14 protein-coding genes are annotated in these 18,510 nt (G+C 68.9%); 4 read left to right on the forward strand and 10 right to left on the reverse strand.

Annotated features, from left to right (window positions below):
- Positions 1 to 154 precede the first annotated feature (154 nt).
- Both argJ and PGN12_12690 read left to right on the forward strand, forming a co-directional pair.
- Positions 155 to 1,381, forward strand: a complete 1,227-nt coding sequence (argJ, locus tag PGN12_12685; GenBank protein MEH3104746.1) for a bifunctional glutamate N-acetyltransferase/amino-acid acetyltransferase ArgJ — start codon at positions 155 to 157, stop codon at positions 1,379 to 1,381.
- Between the two features lie 8 nt (positions 1,382 to 1,389).
- On the forward strand, positions 1,390 to 2,001 hold the full coding sequence (locus tag PGN12_12690) for a glutathione S-transferase family protein (protein ID MEH3104747.1): 612 nt from the start codon (positions 1,390 to 1,392) through the stop codon (positions 1,999 to 2,001).
- Between the two features lie 116 nt (positions 2,002 to 2,117).
- On the opposite strand, the gene PGN12_12695 is transcribed toward PGN12_12690, so the two are convergent.
- The 10 genes from PGN12_12695 to PGN12_12740 form a co-directional block, all read right to left on the reverse strand.
- The gene (locus PGN12_12695; protein ID MEH3104748.1) at positions 2,118 to 2,594 is read right to left on the reverse strand and encodes a hypothetical protein; all 477 of its coding nucleotides are present in this window, start codon (positions 2,592 to 2,594) and stop codon (positions 2,118 to 2,120) included.
- Positions 2,594 to 2,917, reverse strand: a complete 324-nt coding sequence (gene trxA, locus PGN12_12700; protein MEH3104749.1) for a thioredoxin TrxA — start codon at positions 2,915 to 2,917, stop codon at positions 2,594 to 2,596. The genes PGN12_12695 and trxA overlap by 1 nt, the downstream gene beginning before the upstream one ends.
- A gap of 47 nt (positions 2,918 to 2,964) precedes the next feature.
- Positions 2,965 to 6,414, reverse strand: a complete 3,450-nt coding sequence (addA, locus tag PGN12_12705; GenBank protein ID MEH3104750.1) for a double-strand break repair helicase AddA — start codon at positions 6,412 to 6,414, stop codon at positions 2,965 to 2,967.
- Positions 6,415 to 6,536: 122 nt separating this feature from the next.
- Entirely contained in the window at positions 6,537 to 9,512 is a 2,976-nt protein-coding gene (gene addB, locus PGN12_12710; protein MEH3104751.1) for a double-strand break repair protein AddB, read from the reverse strand.
- Entirely contained in the window at positions 9,505 to 10,203 is a 699-nt protein-coding gene (locus PGN12_12715; protein ID MEH3104752.1) for a nucleotidyltransferase family protein, read from the reverse strand. Before PGN12_12715 ends, addB begins: the two co-directional genes overlap by 8 nt.
- Positions 10,204 to 10,256: 53 nt before the next feature.
- Positions 10,257 to 11,240, reverse strand: coding sequence for a phosphotransferase (locus tag PGN12_12720; protein ID MEH3104753.1), 984 nt, complete (start codon positions 11,238 to 11,240; stop codon positions 10,257 to 10,259).
- Positions 11,237 to 11,692 carry a tRNA (adenosine(37)-N6)-threonylcarbamoyltransferase complex ATPase subunit type 1 TsaE gene (gene tsaE / locus PGN12_12725; GenBank protein ID MEH3104754.1) on the reverse strand — a complete coding sequence of 152 codons (456 nt, stop codon included), beginning with the start codon at positions 11,690 to 11,692 and terminating at the stop codon, positions 11,237 to 11,239. The genes PGN12_12720 and tsaE overlap by 4 nt, the downstream gene beginning before the upstream one ends.
- Positions 11,689 to 14,025, reverse strand: a complete 2,337-nt coding sequence (locus PGN12_12730) for a PAS-domain containing protein (protein MEH3104755.1) — start codon at positions 14,023 to 14,025, stop codon at positions 11,689 to 11,691. The genes tsaE and PGN12_12730 overlap by 4 nt, the downstream gene beginning before the upstream one ends.
- A 133-nt stretch (positions 14,026 to 14,158) precedes the next feature.
- The gene (gene ahcY / locus PGN12_12735; GenBank protein ID MEH3104756.1) at positions 14,159 to 15,565 is read right to left on the reverse strand and encodes an adenosylhomocysteinase; all 1,407 of its coding nucleotides are present in this window, start codon (positions 15,563 to 15,565) and stop codon (positions 14,159 to 14,161) included.
- Positions 15,566 to 15,798: 233 nt separating this feature from the next.
- Positions 15,799 to 16,359 carry a YqgE/AlgH family protein gene (locus PGN12_12740; GenBank protein MEH3104757.1) on the reverse strand — a complete coding sequence of 187 codons (561 nt, stop codon included), beginning with the start codon at positions 16,357 to 16,359 and terminating at the stop codon, positions 15,799 to 15,801.
- Between the two features lie 96 nt (positions 16,360 to 16,455).
- Between PGN12_12740 and PGN12_12745 the strand changes: the two genes are divergently transcribed.
- Entirely contained in the window at positions 16,456 to 16,935 is a 480-nt protein-coding gene (locus tag PGN12_12745; GenBank protein MEH3104758.1) for a peroxiredoxin, read from the forward strand.
- A gap of 96 nt (positions 16,936 to 17,031) precedes the next feature.
- Positions 17,032 to 18,462, forward strand: coding sequence for an AMP nucleosidase (locus PGN12_12750; protein ID MEH3104759.1), 1,431 nt, complete (start codon positions 17,032 to 17,034; stop codon positions 18,460 to 18,462).
- Positions 18,463 to 18,510: the final 48 nt, after the last annotated feature.

Raw genomic sequence — 18,510 nt, forward strand, 5'->3', positions numbered from 1 at the left:
CCACCGGCACCGCTTCCTTCACCATGCGCGGCGCGTCCTTGCCCGCCACCGGCACCGCCACTGCCGCCACAAACAGCGCCGCCACCCACTCCTTGAACCGCATCGCGTCACCATCCCCCTTTGCGTGCCCCGGCGGCAAAGCTAAGGCGACGCCATGTCGACGTCCATCTCCCCGCTCGCCACGCCGTTCCCCGAAATGGCGACCATCGCCGGTGTCACGCTGCGCGTCGCCCGCGCGCGCTACAAGGAATGGGACCGCACCGATCTGACCTTCGCCGAGCTGGCGCCGGGCACCACCGTCGCGGGCGTGCTGACGCAAAGCAAATGCCCCTCGCCCGAGGTCGAATGGTGCCGCAAGGCGCTGGTGCTCGGCGAGGCGCGCGCGCTGGTCGTCAACGCCGGCAACTCCAACGCCTTCACCGGCCATCGCGGGCGCGAGGCGGTCGAGGCGATCGCCGCGCAGACCGCGCAGGCGCTCGGCTGCCGCCCATCGGACGTGTTCGTCGCCTCGACCGGGGTGATCGGCGTGCCGCTGCCGATCGACAAGGCGCAGGCCGGGCTCGCCGCCGCCTTCGCCGCGCCGGAAGCGGACTGGCGCGCCGCGGCGGAGACGATCGGCACCACCGACACCTACGCCAAGGGCGCGAGCGCGACCGCGGTGGTCGACGGCCGCACGATCACGATCGCCGCGATCATCAAGGGCTCGGGGATGATCGCGCCCGACATGGCGACGATGCTCGGCTTCATCTTCACCGACGCCGCGGTCGAGGCACCGTTTCTGCAGGCGGCGCTGTCGGCGGCCAACACGCGCACCTTCTCGTGCATTACCGTCGACGGCGACACCTCGACCAGCGACACGGTGCTGGCGTTCGCGACCGGTGCGGCGGGCAACACGCCGCTTTCCGGTGACGACAGCGACGGTGCGGACGCGTTCCGCGCGGCGCTGGCCGATGTCTGCCGCCAACTCGCGCTGCTGGTGGTCCGCGACGGCGAGGGTGCGACCAAACTGATCGAGGTGACCATCGAGGGCGCGGAAAGCGACCGCTCGGCGCATCGCATCGCGATGTCGATCGCCAACTCGCCGCTGGTCAAGACCGCGATCGCGGGCGAGGACGCCAATTGGGGCCGGGTCGTGATGGCGGTCGGCAAGGCCGGCGAACCCGCCGAGCGCGACCGGCTGGCGATCCGCTTCGGCGCGACGCAGGTGGCGGAGGCGGGCCTCGCGGTGACCGGCTATGACGAGGCGCCGGTCGCCGCGCATCTGAAGGGACAGGAGGTCGAGATCGGGGTCGACCTTGGGTTCGGCGACGGCCGCGCCACGGTGTGGACCTGCGACCTGACCCACGGCTACATCTCGATCAACGCCGATTACCGGAGCTAGGCCGCGCGATGCTGACGATCTGGGGCCGACTCAATTCGCACAACGTCAAGAAGGTCGTCTGGCTCGCCGAGGAGCTGGGGCTGACCTACCAGCGCCACGATATCGGCGGTGCGTTCGGGATGGACAGCGCCTATCTGGCGAAGAACCCCAATGCGCTGATCCCGACGATCGAGGACGGCGACGTCGTGCTGTGGGAGTCGAACGCGATCCTGCGCTACCTGGCGGCGCGGCACGGCGGCGACACGCTATGGCCCGCCGATCCGGTGCAGCGCGCGCTGGCGGATCGCTGGATGGACTGGCAGTTCGGCTATGCCGAGGCGCAGCGACCGGCGTTCCATGGCCTCGTCCGCCGATCGCCCGAGCAGCGCGACGCTGCGGCGATCGAGCAGGCGACGGAAGCGTGCAACCGGATGATGACCGTGCTCGAAGCGACGCTGGCGACACAGAAGTGGCTGTCGGGCGACACTTTCGGCCTCGGCGACGTGCCGATGGGCGTGTACGCGCATACCTACTTCGCGCTCGGGCTGGCGCGCGGGCCGGTGCCGCATGTCGCGGACTGGTACGAGCGGCTCAAGACCCGGCCGGGCTATGCCGCGAACGTGATGATCCCGCTGACATAGTGACGTTCCTGTCGCGGATCTTACGATATCGTTCGTCATGGCAAGCGTAGCGAAGCAATCCAGTGCCGGGCCAAGACGCGCTGCATTGCTTCGCACCGCTCGCAATGACGCGCCGTTCACTCAGGCGCGGTGCGGATCACCTCGGCCACCTGAACCTGATCGACCAACAGGCTCCGATGCCACATGCTCATATGTCCGAAGCCCGGCAGGCTGAAGGGCGACCGTTGCGCGTCAGGCAACATCTCCCGCGCGATCAACCGAATTCGGTAAGCCGTGCCATATCGCCGCGGAACGACCTTTGCGATATCGCTCTTTTCGTCGATCGCCAGCCAGTAGACCTTTGGCTCGGACGCTAATCGCCGCCGCGCCTCGTCATAGCTTCGCGCGCCCTCGACGAACCGCGAACCTTCGAATTCGTCGATCCACACGCCGTCATAGGATCGGGCAGCGCGAAAGCGGCGGCAGTCGCGATCCGGACCGCGGCTCACGGTCACCACCCCGCCAGATCGTTCCTCGCGCCGACACACCGACGCGACGGCGGGCGACGGAACAGCGGCGGCGCCCTGTATGAACAGCAGCGCCGCCAGCAGCATCAGCCCAGCTCACCCTCAAGCCATGCCTTCAGCCGCCCCTTCGGCTCGGCACCGACCTTGGTCGCCGCCGGCACGCCGCCCTTGAACAGAATCATCGTCGGAATGCCGCGCACACCATACTGACCCGGCGCATCGGGGTTTTCGTCGATGTTGAGCTTGGCGATCGTCACCTGCTCGCCCAGTTCCTCGCTGATCTCCTCCAGCGACGGGCCGATCATCTTGCACGGCCCGCACCACTCCGCCCAGAAATCGACCAGCACCGGCTTGTCGGCGGACAGCACGTCGGTCTGGAAGCTGGCGTCGGTGATCTTCTTGGTGGCCATGTCATTCTCCTTGAATGGATTGAAATTAGGGTCCCGGGTGCCCCCGCTCAACCACCCGCGGCCAAGCTTTGCTCCGGGCCGGAGAAGCGCCGCTTGACGGGATCGAGCAGCGCGGCGGGCAAGTCGATCAATCGCGGCCCCGCGGTGTAGAGCAACGCCACCTCGATGCGGGCCTCGGGGAAGATCACCTCCAGCGCGGCATGATAGGCGGCCATCTGGCGCAAATGATAGTCCGGCACCGTATCGATGCCGTCGGGCACGCTCCGCCCGGTCTTGAAGTCGATCGCGCGCACCACGCCGTCGCCGATCAGCAACCGGTCGATCGTCCCGGAAATCACGCGCCCGGTGGGCAAGGTCGCGGCAATCGGCGCCTCGGCAAGCGCGGCCGGACCGAACAAGTCGGCGTAGTCGCGATTCTCCAGCACCGCCAGCACCGGCGCGATCACCGCGCCGGGATCATCGACACCGCGCGTCGCGAGCCAGCGTCGCGCGGCTTCCTCGCGCACAGCCGGTGCCAGCGGCGGAAGGCGCTCGAACAAGGCGTGCATCAACGTGCCGCGCTCCGCCGCGTCGCGCGCAGCCGGCGCGGGCGGCGCATCGCTCACCGCATCGTCGCCCACCGACGATGGCGTCAGCGGACGCGGCGGCTTGGCATCTTCGGGCGCAGGGCGACGCGCCCAATCGGGAAGCGCCACCGCACCTTCGTCGGCGTCACGCATCCCGTCCTTCGTCGCGACCGGCGCGGCGGGTCGCCGCCCGGCGAACACCCGCTCGCCCTCGCCGCCGACCCCCAGCGCGTCGAGCGTGCGCGCGGCGGCCGCATACCAGCTCGATTCCGGCGACACGCCCTGCCATTTGGCGCTCAGCGAGCCGGCGATCACCAGCCGCTCCTCGGCACGCGTCGCGGCGACATAGAACAGCCGCCAATGCTCCTGCCGCTCGCGTTCCTCGACCTGCGCCATCGCGGCATCGATCGCGCCGGCCCGCTCGGCGGTACGCGGGCGAAAGACCGGGATCGGCTTCTCCATCCCCTCCGGCGTCCACATCAACGTCGAGCGGGGGGAAGCGTCGGGATCGGCGGTGGCATCGGCGAGGATCACCAGCGGCGCCTGCAAGCCCTTCGCCCCATGCGCGGTCATCACGCGCACCGCATCCAGCGGCGCAGCGGCGTCGCGTACGATCTCGACATCGTCGCGTTCGAACCAGTCGAGAAAGCGCTGCAAGGACGGCGTCGACCCGGTCTCGAAATCAAGTGCGGCGTTGAGCAATTCCTCGATCGGGTCGCGCGCTTCCTCGCCGAGCCGCGCCAGCAACTTGCGCCGTCCGTCGAGCGGCCCCGACAGCAACATCTCCAGGAACCGGTACGGCGTGTCGAAGTCGGCGCTGGCGAGCAGCGCCGCCAGTTCGGCGATGTGCGCCGCATGGTGCCGCGACAGGTGTCGCCACAGCGATCCCTGTCGCTCGACCGCGCGCATCATCAGCTCGTCCTGCGTCCAGCCGATCAGCGGCGACACCAGCAGGCTGGCAAGGCTCAGATCGTCGTCGGGCTGAAGCACGAAGCGCACCGCCGCAAGCAGATCCTGCACCGCCAGCGGCGCGGACAGCCGAAGTCGATCGACCCCCGCCACGGGCACGCCCTCGGCATAAAGCCGCGCCACGAGCAATTGTGCCAGCTCGCCGCGGCGCTTGACGAGGATCATCACATCCTCCGGGCGCAGGCGGCGGCCCTTGCTTTCCAGCATCAGCCCGCCGTGTTCGAGCGGACCCAGCCACCGCTTTACCGCCTGCGCGATCCGCGTCGCGTTGGCGCGGACCGCATCGTCGATCCAGCCTTCCTCGCCGCCATCCTCCGCCTCGGTGGCGCCCGCCGCGACCGGCGGCCACAGCACGACCGCGCCGGGGCCGGTGACGCGGCTGGCGTGCGGCGGAATGTCCTCCGCCGCGCCCAGCCCCGCCGCACCGACCGTCGCGATCGCCTGATCCACGAACTCCAGCACCGGCGCGGTCGACCGGAACGAGTCGGTCAGCGACAGCCGGTCGAAGGGCAGCCCGCGCTCGTGATCGGGCATCAGGTCGTCGCCTTCGACATCCCGTGCCCGCTCCGCAAAATAGCGTTCGGCGGCGAGGAAGTTGATCGGATCGGTGCCCTGAAAGCCGAAGATCGCCTGCTTCAGATCGCCGACCGTGAACAAGGTCCGCACCGACGGCGCATAGACGCCGCGCCCGACGAAATATTCATCCACCAGCGCGCGGATGATCGTCCATTGCGCGACATTGGTGTCCTGCGCCTCGTCGACCAGCACATGTTCGGTGATCTGGTCGAGCTTGTAGCGGATCCATTCGCCGATCCCCTCCTGCCGCAACAGCGCGACCGCCGCGTCGATCAGGTCGTTGAAATCGACCGCGCCGCTGTGCCGCTTGGCCGCGGCATAGCCGCGCGCATAGTCGCGCCCGACCTCCAGCGCGGCACCCAGCCGGTCGGCATAGGCCGCACGCACGCGCAGCGACAGCAACTCGCCGCACCAGCCGTGCATCCGCATCGCATGGTCGGCGTAATCGGGATCGGCCGGCGCGCGCCCCTTGCCGAACGACAGCGGATCGCCGTCCTTCTTCGCCCAGACCCCGTGCAGTCGATCCAGCGTCGCGGCGCGTTCCTCGACGCCCGCGGCCAGCCACGCGCCGATCGCCTCGGCGCGGTCGATCCCGCTCTTCGTGCCCCAGCCGCGGTTCTGCGCGGCGATGGTGTCGAGCGTCGCGCGATCAATCGCAGCGTCGTCGCACGCGTCGCGGATGTGCGCGGCGACGTCGCCGAGCGGCAGGCCGAGTTGCGTCCGGATGAACGGTTTGATCCCGGCGGGCAACGCCTCCAACGCGTCATGGGCGCGCGCGCAATCGGCGAGGAACTGCTCCGCCCCTTGTTCACCGAGCCGGACGCTCAGCGCGCCGATCGTCTCGACCGGGCGGGTGCGACCTTCGCGTTCAGCCGACACCAGCAGATCGGAGAGCGCCTGCCGGCGGAGCAGCGCTTCCTCGCGCGGCTCGATCGGGCGGAAGCCGGGAACCAGCCCGGCCTCGATCGGAAAGGCCGCGAGCAATCCCTGGCAGAAGCCGTGGATCGTCTGGATGCGCAGCCCCCCGCCCGGCGCGTCGAGCACGCGGGCGAACAGCGTGCGCGCGCGGGCGATCATTGCCGGACTTAGACGTTCGCCGAGCGCCGCAAGATCGGCGGCCAATTCCGTGTCCGGCATCCGCACCCAGGCGGCGAGCTGGCGATTGACCCGCGCCGCCATCTCCGCCGCGCCCGCCTTGGTGAAGGTCAGGCACAGGATCGCGCCCGGCTCGACATCGCGCAGCAACAGGCGGAACACGCGCGCGGCGAGCACCTGCGTCTTGCCGGTCCCCGCGGAGGCGGACAGCCAGACATGCGCCTCCGGCCGGCTGGCACGAAGCTGCGCATCCTTGAGTGGCGGCAGCGGAGTGACGGCGCGGGGCGTCACGACGCGAATCCTCCCGTCATCCCCGCGCCCCTCCCGTCATCCCCGCGAAGGCGGGGATCCAGAACCCCGGACCTCCGCGATAAGCGCGACACGTTCGCCCGTCCGGCTTGCCGCCTCGCGCGTCAGACATCGCGGCCATACCATTCGTCACGCCGCATCAATTGATCGTACTCCGCAAACGGCGCGAACTCCGGGTGCAGCTTCGCGGTGAACGGTTCCTCACCGGTCAGCCAGCGCGCCGCGGCTTCGGCGAAGCTGTCGCGCGCGGCGCGGACGAAATCGTCGGTCATGATCCGCCCGCCCTTGCCCGCCGGATCGGCCGGGCTCGATACCGAACCGAACGTGTCGCCCTTTTTCGCGAGCGACCAATATTCGAACGCGCTCGCCTGGCCGGCCACGCCGTCGAATCCCCCGGCCTCCGCGATCGCGCCCAGCAGCCCGAGTTGCAGGTTGAACCCGCCGCGCACCGCCGCGACCGACGGAGCCTTCCCGGTCTTGTAATCGATGATACCGAGCCCGCCGTCAGGCATCCGATCGATGCGATCGAAGCGTCCCGTGAGGGCTATTCCGGAGAGGTCGATGGTACCGCGCCCCTCAACGGCGAGCACCGATCGTCCCCCGGCGCGATCGGCGAGCGTCCTGGCGGCGACCCATTCGAACGCCGCGACCAGCCGCGGCTGCCACAAGGCGCGGAGCAACGGGTGCGTCGCGGGATCGGCGAGCAGCGTCATCGCCCGCGGCAGCAGCTTGTCGGCATCGCACCCATCCTCACGCGCCCACGCCTCCAGCACCGCATGGACCGCGATGCCGCGCCACGCCGCGCTAGGATCGGCATCTACCGGATCCAGCGCGGAAAGTTTGAGGATGCGGCGCGCGTAAAAGGCGAAGGGGTCGGCCTTCAACCGGTCGACCTCGGTCACCGAAATCTGCCGCGGGCGCAGCCGTGCGGGCGGCATCGGCGCCGGTCGATCCGCGGGTTCCGGCACCCGCGCGCCGTCGAGCGCGCGCGCCCACGCGGCCAGCGTCCCGTCGCGCGGAAACCGCTCCCCGGTCATCGCCTCCAGCCGCAACCAGAAGCGCGAAGCAAGCGCCGGCGACCGCGCATCCCGCCGCGCACGTGTCAGCACCACCTGCTTCGCGCCGAGTGCCTGCCCGAAATCATGCGCCGCCACGCCGATCCCGCGGTCGAGCCCGGGCAGGCCCAGCTCGACCCGGACGCGCGGCGCAAGCCACGGATCAGGCGCGGGAAGCCCCGGCCACGTTCCTTCGTTCAGCCCGGACAGGATCATCAGATCGGCGCGTTGCAGCCGCGCTTCCATCAGCCCGTAGATCGCCAGACGCGCATGTCGCTCGCGCGGAAGGAGGCGGATCGCGATCTCGTCCATCAGCAGCCGCAGCAGCGGGGCGAACCCGGCGGGCGCGATCCGCTCCGGCCCGAGCGGCGCGTGCGCCTCCAGTCCGGTCAACAGATCCGCAGCTGCGCGCCCGGCCGGGCCGCGCCACGCTTCCTCGCCCGCCAGCACATCGGCCGCCTCGCGCAGGCACGCGACCAATGCCGGCAGCGTCGCGAACGCCGCGCCGAACCCACGTGCCAGCGGCTCCAGCAACGGACGCGCCGTCCGCCACCACTCGGCAGCGCGCGCATGGGCCGGCACCGCCGCGAGGTGACGGTCGATCCCGTCGAGCCCCGGTGCCGGTCGCGGTCCGCGCAACGCCCGGTCGAGCCGTCGCACGCCATCGAGCCACTCGGCACGCCCCTCGCCGAGCCGCACCAGCGGATGCTTGAGCAACGTCAGAAGCGCCATCGGCGCGAAATCCTGCGCCACCGCCTCGATGATCGCGGTCAGCAGCGTTCCCGGTGGCAGGATCGCGAGCGCGCGGCCCGCACTGTCGTCGACCTCGATATTCCAGCGCCGGCAATGCGCCGCGACGCGCCGCGCGAGCATCCGGTCGGGGGTGACCAGCGCTGCGGTCAGCCCCGGCGTCTCGACCGCCTCGCGCAGCTTGAGCGCGATCGCCTGCGCTTCCTCGGCCGGGGTCGCGAGCTCGACCGCCGTGACCCCGGTCAGCCGGCGGTCCGCGGCCTCAAGCCTCGTCCACTTGGCGGTGAAGCGCGCAGGTGCGAGGGCATTGGCGATCGCGCGCGCCCGGGCGGCGGTCGCATCATGCTCGCTCCCCGCGATCCAGCGCGACACTTCCTCGCGTGCCGCACCGATCCGTTCGAGCAGCAGCTTGAGATGGAATTGCGGATGCACCTCGATCGAACGCGCGCGCAGCCCCGTCACAGGATCCGGATCATGGGGACCGAGCGCGGCCCATTCCTCATCGGGAAGCGTGCGGTCGAGATCGGCGAAGACCACCATGCCGTGCGGCAGTTCCGCGACCGTGCGCAGCAAGCGCGCGACCGCGGGTGCAGGATCGGTGATCCCGGCGGCACAGATGAACTGGTCGGGCGGTGCGGCGCGCCACCGGGCGGTCTGCTGATCGAGCAACCGGATGCGACGCTCCGCAGCATCCATGACCCCCAGCCGGTCGCGCTCGGCCGGCCAGCGGTCGAGCAGGATGCGAAACAGGCGCAGCGAGGCTTCCCAATGATCGGACAGCCCCTCCCCCGGATCGATCGCCGCCAGCCGCGCCGGCGACACCTCTTCGACGATCAGCTGGTCGAGCGTCGCGGCAAGGTCGCCGGCCAACCGGACGGCCTCCGCCGCGTCGACGGGTCGGCCCGCCGCGGCGCGCTGCTCCTCGACCAGGCGCGCAAGGATCATCCGCCGGCGCAGCGGGTCGATCGCCGCCGGCAGTGGTGGCGTCGCATCGGCCGGATCAAGCGCCGCGCCGACCCCGTCGTCCAGTTCCTCGCCGCCCAGCGCGACGATCCGCGGCAAAAGCAGCGCACCGCCGCTCGCCCGCACGAACGCCTCGCGCACCGCGAGCCCGCCGCGATTGTTGGGGACCAACACCGTCCCCCGCGCCAGCGCCAGCCGGTCCCCGCCGAACCGCCGCAACAGCCCCGCGACCAGCGCATCGGCAAAGGCACGATGCGCAGGGATGGTATAGAGCCGCAGCCCCCGCTCCACCGGCGGGGTGGGGTCAACCATCCGCGAGCAGCGCCTCGGTTCGGGCGATCGCACGCGGCACGTTCACTTCCGACCACAATCCCTGGTGGACAAGGCCAAAGGCGCGTCCCGCCGCAATCGCGCGATCCCAGAAGACGTTCGTCGAGAACGGCCCTTGCGGCCAGTCGCGGATCAGCCGCGGCGAAACGATCTGCACGCCGGTGAACACGAACGGCGCGACACGACCGGGCTTGCGCCGCCCGCTGATCCGTCCATCGGCGGCAAGGTGGAAATCGCCCTGGCCGTTATGGTTGTGCGCGCGGGCATAGGGCACCATCAGCAGCAGCGCGTCCATCGAGGCATCGTCCCATCGATCGGCGAGCTGGCGGATCGCGTCGGTCGGGCCGTCGAGCCAGAGGTTGTCGCCATTGACGACGATGAACGGCTCCTCGCCCAGCAAGGGCAACGCACGCACGATCCCGCCGCCGGTTTCCAGTAACTGCGCGCGCTCGTCGGAGACGATCACCTCGATATCATGGACCCGGTGACGCAGATGGGCCTCCAGCGCATCGGCGAGGTAATGGACATTGACCACCGCACGCTCGACCCCGGCGGATCGCAGGCGATCGAAGACGTGATCGATCAACGCGCGCCCGCGCACCTCAACCAGCGGTTTGGGCCGCGTTGCCGTCAACGGACGCATCCGCTTCCCGACTCCCGCCGCCATCACCATCGCCGTGCGGGGCACGCGCGAGCCCGGATCGGGTCGGATATATTTCGGCCGGGTCACTTCAGTCCTCGCGCGTCGGCGAGCAGCAGCGGGTCACCGCGCCATTCGGGCGGTAGATTGTCGTCGAACCAGCGTGCGACTGGCGCCAGTGCCGGGTGGGTCAGGTCGCGTTCCAGATACGCCCAGACCCGCGGGCAGAGCGCGGCGTAGCGCGGCTTGCCGTCACGCTTCCACAATCGGGCGAAGATGCCGAGGATCTTGGCATTCCGCTGCGCGCCGAGCACATGATAGGCACGCAGGAAATCTTCGCCCTCGCCCGTGGCGGCGCGGTAACGCGCCAGCATCGCTTCCTCGATCGTGGGATCGACGTCACGGCGCGCATCCTGAAGCAGCGATACGAGATCGTAGGCAGGGTGTCCTGCCAGTGCGTCCTGAAAGTCGAGCAGACCGAGCGTTCGCTCGGGCCCGACCAGCATCAGGTTTTCGGCATGATAGTCGCGCAGCACCGTCACCGGCGTTTCACCGTCGACATGCTGCAGGACATCATCCCATGCCGCCCGGTAGCTATCCGCATCGACATCCGCGCCGATCGCGGAACAATACCATTCGACGAGCAGCCCCGCCTCGCGCTGCAACTCCGCGCGGTCATAGTCGCGCCACGGCCCCGCCGGGTGGGCGCGCAACGCGACAAGCAGGTCGATCGCGGCCCCATATAGCGTCACCGCTGCGTCCGGGTCGGCGTCGGCGGTCTCGCGCAGCCGCACGTCGCCGAAATCCTCGAGCAGCACCAACCCGCGCTCCAGATCGATCGCATGGATCGCGGGTGCGGCGAAGCCGTGCTCGGAAAGCCATTCGGCGACGGCGAGGAACGGGCGCGGATCCTCCTGTGGCGGCGGTGCGTCCATCAGGATCGCGCGGCAGGTGCCGGCATGGACACGAAAATACCGCCGGAACGACGCGTCGCCGGCCAGCGGCTCGATGCGACCCCCGCCCCATCCATGCGCGTCGAGAAAGGCGGGCGCAGCCGCCGGCGGAATCATCGTGGCCATCGCCCGTCCCAAGCGTCGGGCGCGGCCCAAGTCAAGCGACGCGCGCCATCGGGGGCCAGTCCGATGTCGAGCGACAGCGCATCGGGCCAGCGCCCCGCCCCCGCGCGCTCGGGCCATTCGATCAGCAGCGCCGCGTCGAGCCGCGCCTCGTCAAGTCCAAGCTCATCGACCTCGGAAGGATCGTCGAGCCGGTACAGATCGATGTGAAGCACCGACAGCCGCAGCTCCGGCGGGTCGTACGGCTGGACGATCGCGAAGGTCGGACTCGGCGCTTCCCCGGCCAGCCCGAGCGCGGCGAGCAATCCGCGCGCCAGCGTCGTCTTGCCCGCGCCCAGCCCGCCCGTCAGCGTCACCACATCGCCGGCCCGCAGCACCTCGGCCAATCGCGCTCCGGCCGCGGCGGTTGCGATCGCGTCCGCCAGACGCTCGTCGCCGCGCCTCATCGCCGCGGCAGCTCCACGGTGACGATCGTGCCGGTTTCCGGGGTGCTTTGCAGCGCGATCGTACCGCCATGCGCCTCGACGAATTGCTTGGCGAGCGGCAGACCTAGCCCGAGCGCCCGTTCGCCCGTGGTCGGCGTACCCTCGCCTGCGAAGCGGTCGAAAGCGCGGGACACCTGTTCGGCCGTCATACCAGGTCCGCTGTCGGTCACAACGATCCGCGCCCCGCGCGCGTTGCCGTCCACCGACAGCGCCACCTTGCCATGCTCGGGGGCGGCACCGATCGCACGCCGCAGCAGATGCTCGACGACCTCGCGGATGCGGCGCGCATCGCCGGTCAGCCGCCCGGCCGAGCGCTGCACCTCGACCGCCAGATCGATATGGTGCCGCCGCGCGGTGGCGCGCAACGCCTCAACCGCGGCGCGTGCCACCGCCGCTACGTCGATATCGGCGCGTTCCAGCGGGCGCGCCCCACTGTCGGTCGAGGTCAGATCGAGCACATCGTCGATCAGCAGGCCGAGGCGGTCGACCGAATCGAGGATCGCATCCAGATACGCAATGGCGTCCGCCGACAGATCGCCGGCATAACCGCCATGCAGCATCTCCGCGAACCCGCTGATCGACGTCAGCGGGGTACGCAGTTCGTAGCTCATGTTCGCGACGAACGCCGTTTTCACCTGGTCGGCGGCCTCCAGCGCGTCATTGCGCTCGCGCAACGCCTGTTCCATCGCGCGACTGTCGCTGATGTCGAGCATCGTGAAGAGGGCATTGCCATCGGGCAGCGGCACCGCCGCGAATTCGAACTGTCGCCCATCCGCCAGCGCGATATGCCCGGCACGTTGCTGCCGTTCGATCGTCGCCGTCCGCACCAGTTCGGCGATGGACCGTGCGCGACGCGGGTTCGACAGCTTGGGAGCGACCTTCTCCGCGATCACGTCGACGCGCGGGTGGCCGGTGAGGAACTCGTCATCCAGATCCCACAAGGCGCGGAAGCGATTGTTCCAGAGTTGCAGACGTCCGTCCGCGGAGAAAACACCCAGCGCTTCGAAGAGGTTGTCGAAGGTCGCGGTACGGACGCGCAGCAGCGTGTCACGCGCACTGGCGAGTTGCACCTGCTCGGTACGATCCTCGAAAAACACCATCAACCCGCCGTCGGGGATCGGCTGCGCCACAACGCGCAGATGCGTGCCGCCGGGCAGATGCCAGTTTTCCTCGACCGCGGTATCGGCATTGACGAACCAGCCGCGCCGCTCCGCCTTCCAGCCGGGGAAATCGCGGACTTCGGGAACGCGATTGGCCTCGCGCATCCGCTCCAGCACGCGGTCGAATTCCGGACGATCCGCCAGCCATTCCAGCCGCATCGCGAACATCCGCCGAAACGGCTGATTGCAGAACACCAGGCTGCGGTCGCCGCTGAACTGCGCCACCCCGGCCGACAGACGGTCGAGCATCGCGCGCTGAGCCTCGGCGAAACGGCGCTCGCGTGCGTGGCTCTGCTCCAGCTCCTCGATATCGATCGCATAGCCCGCTACACCGCCGACGGGCAGCGGCACATCGTGGATGCGCAGCGCCCGCCGCGCACCGCCGATCGTGGCAGGAAGAACGCGCTGCTGCGGCCGGCGCTCGTCGCGCGCCTGCGCCGCGCCGGCGGTCGGGCTGCCCTGCCCCGCTCCGTCGACCAGTTCCAGCCCGCGCCCGACGACATCGGCGGCATCGCTGCCCTCGACGGCGGTGACATAGGCCGAATTGACCATCGCGAGCTGAAGGTCGCCGTCGCGATACCACATCGGCAACGGTGCCGCTTCGACCAGCCCGGTCAGCGCATCGAACGCATCGGACAAATCCTCGAAGTCGTCGCCGAGCCGCCGCATCTCGCCTTCGCTGGCGGTCGAATCGTAGAACCACAGAATGACCGCTTCGCCGCGGCGGTCGCCCTGAACCGTCAGCGTCCGGCCGCCGTCGCGTGCGTGGATCGTGTGCGTGAAATTGCGCGCCGATCGCTGGCAGGCGGCCAGCCCGCTCGACATCGCCTCGGCCTCATGCGGGTGAAGGCCCCAACCCGCTGCCTCGACTTCCTGAAAATAGGCAGGGATATCAGTGAAACCCAGCCAGTCCGCGACCCGCCGCGCCATCTCGACGCGTCCATCGGGCAGCACCACCATCGGCTGCGTCGGCGCGCCCGCGAGCAACGTTTCGATCGTCTCACGCTCGCGCACCGCCTCGACCGCGCCGGCGCGCGCGCGCAACCCCAGCGCGATCAGCACGACCCCCGCGAATACGAGCAACAGCACGACCGCACCGATCGCGACGGCGATACCCGGCGGGAAGGACGTCATAGAGCGTGCGAGATCCGCGACATACGGCTTGTCTAGGGTCGGCATCGATTACCGGCAAGCGGCGCGGCGTGCGCACACGAAAAAGGGCGAGGCCAACGGCCCCGCCCCTCGTTCGCCATCGCTGATCGCGCGATCAGTAGCGATAGTGATCCGGCTTGAACGGCCCTTCGACCGGAACGCCGATATAACCCGCCTGCTTCGGGGTCAGCTTCGACAGCTGGACGCCCAGCTTTTCGAGGTGCAGCGCGGCGACCTTCTCGTCGAGGTGCTTGGGCAGGACATAGACCTCGTTCTTGTAGTTCTCGGACTTGGTCCACAGCTCGATCTGCGCCAGCGTCTGGTTGGTGAAGGACGCCGACATCACGAACGACGGGTGACCGGTCGCGCAGCCGAGGTTCACCAGACGCCCCTTGGCGAGGACGATGATCTGCTTGCCGTCCGGGAACTTAACCAGGTCGGTGCCCGGCTTCACTTCGGTCCACTCATAGTTGCTGAGCGCCGCGATCTGGATCTCGCTGTCGAAGTGGCCGATGTTGCAGACGATCGACATCGGCTTCATCGCCTTCATGTGATCGGCGGTGATGACGTCGGCGTTGCCGGTCGCGGTACAGAAGATGTCCGCGCGCTTGACCGCCTCGTCCATCGTCACGACCTCGAAACCTTCCATCGCCGCCTGCAGCGCGCAGATCGGGTCGACTTCCGTCACCATCACGCGTGCGCCGCCGTTGCGCAGCGACTGCGCCGAACCCTTGCCGACATCACCGAAGCCCGCGACGCAGGCGACCTTACCGGCCAGCATGACGTCGGTGGCGCGACGGATCGCGTCGACCAGCGATTCCTTGCAGCCGTAAAGGTTGTCGAACTTCGACTTGGTGACCGAGTCGTTGACGTTGATCGCCGGGAACGGCAGCTCGCCCTTCTTCGCGATCTCGTACAGGCGGTGGACGCCGGTGGTCGTCTCTTCCGAAACGCCCTTCAGGTTCTTGACGGTTTCGGTCAGGTAGCCGGGCTTCTTGGCGATGAACGCCTTGACCGAACGCTGGAATTCGACTTCCTCGTCATTCTCGGGCTCGCCGAAGCTCGCGCCGGCCTCGAGCTTGGCACCCCATAGCGCGAACATGGTCGCGTCGCCGCCGTCGTCGAGGATGATGTTGGCGGTCTGGCCGTCGCCGTTCACGTCCCAGTCGAAGATCGAACCGACATAATCCCAGTAATCGGCGAGCGTCTCGCCCTTGACGGCGAACACCGGGATGCCCGCAGCGGCGATCGCGGCGGCGGCATGATCCTGCGTTGAGAAGATGTTACAGGTCGCCCAGCGGACGTCGGCGCCGAGTGCGGTCAGGGTTTCGATCAGGACGGCGGTCTGGATCGTCATGTGCAGCGAGCCGGTGATCCGCGCGCCCTTCAGCGGCTGTGACGCGCCATACTCTTCGCGCAGCGCCATCAGGCCGGGCATTTCCGTCTCGGCGATGTTGATCTCGGCGCGGCCGAAGTCGGCGAGGCCGATGTCCTTGATGACGTAGTCGTTCTTTTCGAGCACGGGGGCGGTTGCCACGGCGTTGTCTCCACTCAGATGAGGCCGACCAAGGCATGCACCCACACCGATCGGCATCCGCGCGCCTTAGCCGCGATGGCCGCGCCGATCAAATATAAAGGTATCTTTATATGTGATCGGTGAACGATGGTGGCGTTCTGCGCCGCACCGGGACACGATCTCGCCCGAAAATATCACCGAGCAGCGACGGGCGGGATCGCGCTCGCAGCGAAAACGGCTCAGCTATGGCCGCTCTGGCTCGACAGGAGACGCGGATCGACTCCGGCGGCGACGAAGCCGCGCGTCCAACGTTCCTCGACCGGCGTGGCGAACAGCATGTCGGTCGCATCCTCGACATTGAGCCAGCCGTGCCGGGTCAGTTCCACCTCGAGCTGGCCCGGCCCCCAGCCGGCATAGCCGAGCGCCACCAGCCATTGCGACGGACCGGTCCCGGCGGCGATCGCGCGCAGGACGTCGAGCGTTCCCGAAAGGCGCCAGCGGCCCGCGACATCGAGCGTGTCCTGACCGCCCCAATCGTCCGAATGGAGCACGAAGCCGCGTCGCGGTTCGACCGGGCCGCCGAAATGCACCGGCGCATCGGGCGCCACACCGGGCGCGATCTCCAGTTGCTCCAGCACCTCGTGCAGCCCGAGCCCGTTGACGGTCGCGCCGACGCCGATCCCCAGCGCCCCCTGATCGTCGTGACTGCAGATCGCGATCACCGAATGATCGAACCGCGCATCGCCGATGCCCGGCATCGCGAGCAGGAACTGGCCGGTGAGATAGGTCGCTTGCTCCATCGCGCTGACTTAGGCGCTCGGGCCGCGCTTGCCAAAGCTTGAAATCGCGGCGCGCACTCGCCATCGCTGGCGCGCATCCTAACCGGAGTGACCTATATGCCCATCGGTATCGGCGAACGCCTTCCTTCCGTACAGCTTACCAAGCTCGTCGCCGACGGGCGCGAGCCGATCGACACCGCCGACTATTTCGAGGGTCGCCGCGTGGCGTTGTTCGCGGTGCCGGGCGCGTACACGCCGACCTGTTCGGCCAAGCACCTGCCGGGCTTCATCGAAAAGGCCGACGCGCTCAAGGCGAAGGGCGTCGACGAGATCGCCTGCACCGCGGTGAACGATCCGTTCGTGCTGGAAGCATGGGCCAAGGCCAATGGCGCGCAGGGCATCACGATGCTGGCCGATGGCAACGCCGATTTCGCCTCCGCGCTGGGGCTCGACATGGACGGCACCAAGTTCGGCATGGGCCGCCGCAGCCAGCGTTACGCGATGGTCGTCAACGATGGCGTCGTCGAGTCGCTGCACGTCGAGGCCCCGGGCGAGTTCCGCGTCAGCTCCGCCGATCACCTGCTCGAAACGCTGTAAGTGTCGCCCGCCCCGCCGTTCGGCGGCGGGGCGACGTGCCGCCGTCCGGCAGCGGGGCGACTTGCCCCGGTCATACGGACTATGTAACCGTCCGACATGACAGCGAATGACCTCGTCCGGGAACTCGACCGGCTCTACACCGCCTCCGTCGACCGACTGAAGGCGGCGATCACCGCCTATATCGCCGATGGCTCCGTGCCCGAGCGCAGCGCGCGCAACGATGGCTCGTTCGCCTATCCCGAAATCCGCCTGCGTTTCGCGGGCAGCGACGGGCGGCCGACGCCGATGCGGTCGTTCGGGCGGCTGGTCAGCCCCGGCGACTATCGCATCAGCGTCACCAAGCCGGCGGTGTTCGCCGACTATCTGGTCGAGCAGCTGACGCTGTTGATCGAGGATTACGACGTCCAGGTCGACGCGGTGCCCGGGACGCAGGAAATCCCCTATCCCTATGTCATCGAGCCGCACCACGCGCTAAGCCTCGACGCCACGTCGGCGGCCGAGCTGGCGCGCTATTTCCCGACCACCGAACTCGCGTTCATCGGCGACGAGATCGCCGACGGGCTATGGGCGTCGATCGACGGCACGCGTCCGCTGGCGCTGTTCGACGGGCTGCGCACCGACTTCAGCCTCGCACGGCTGCGGCATTACACCGGCACGCCGCCGGAGCATGTCCAGCGTTACGTGCTGTTCACCAACTATCATCGCTATGTCGACGAATTCGTCCGCTGGGGTGCGCAGCAGGTGAGCGAGGGCGGACGCTTCACCGCATTGTCAGGGCCGGGCGGCGTGCTTTTCAAGGCGGGCGACGATCCGGCGATGCTGGACGACAGCGCGTGGCGGCGATTGCAGATGCCCGCCTATCACCTGATGGCCGACGATCGCACCGGGATCACGCTGGTCAACATCGGCGTCGGCCCGTCGAACGCCAAGACGATCTGCGACCATCTGGCGGTGATGCGCCCGGAGGCGTGGGTGATGATCGGGCATTGCGGCGGGCTGCGGCCGTCGCAGCGGATCGGCGACTACGTCCTCGCACACGCGTACCTGCGCGACGATCATGTGCTCGACGACATGCTGCCACCCGAGATCCCGGTGCCGGCGATCGCGGAGGTGCAGCAAGCGCTGGCGCGCGCCGCCGAGACGGTGTCGGGTCAATCAGGCGACGAGCTGAAGCGGCGGCTGCGGACCGGGACGATCGTCACCACTGACGATCGCAACTGGGAGCTGCGGTATGCGCGTTCGGCGCTGCGCTTTTCGCTGAGCCGCGCGGTGGCGATCGATATGGAATCGGCGACGATCGCGGCGCAGGGTTATCGCTTCCGCGTGCCGTACGGGACGTTGCTGTGCGTGTCGGACAAGCCGCTGCACGGCGAATTGAAATTGCCCGGGCAGGCTAATCGCTTCTACGAACGCGCGATCAGCGAGCACATGCGGATCGGCATCGAAACCTGCGAGGAGCTGCGCCGCGAGGGCGCGAAGCTGCACAGCCGGAAGCTGCGCGCGTTCAACGAGCCGCCATTCCGCTGATCGACTCGGAAACACCGCGGCGTCCGTGCGTTGCGCTTCCGAAACCAC

Origin of the sequence: Sphingomonas phyllosphaerae, from assembly GCA_036946405.1 — a bacterium.
GTDB lineage: Bacteria > Pseudomonadota > Alphaproteobacteria > Sphingomonadales > Sphingomonadaceae > Sphingomonas > Sphingomonas phyllosphaerae_D.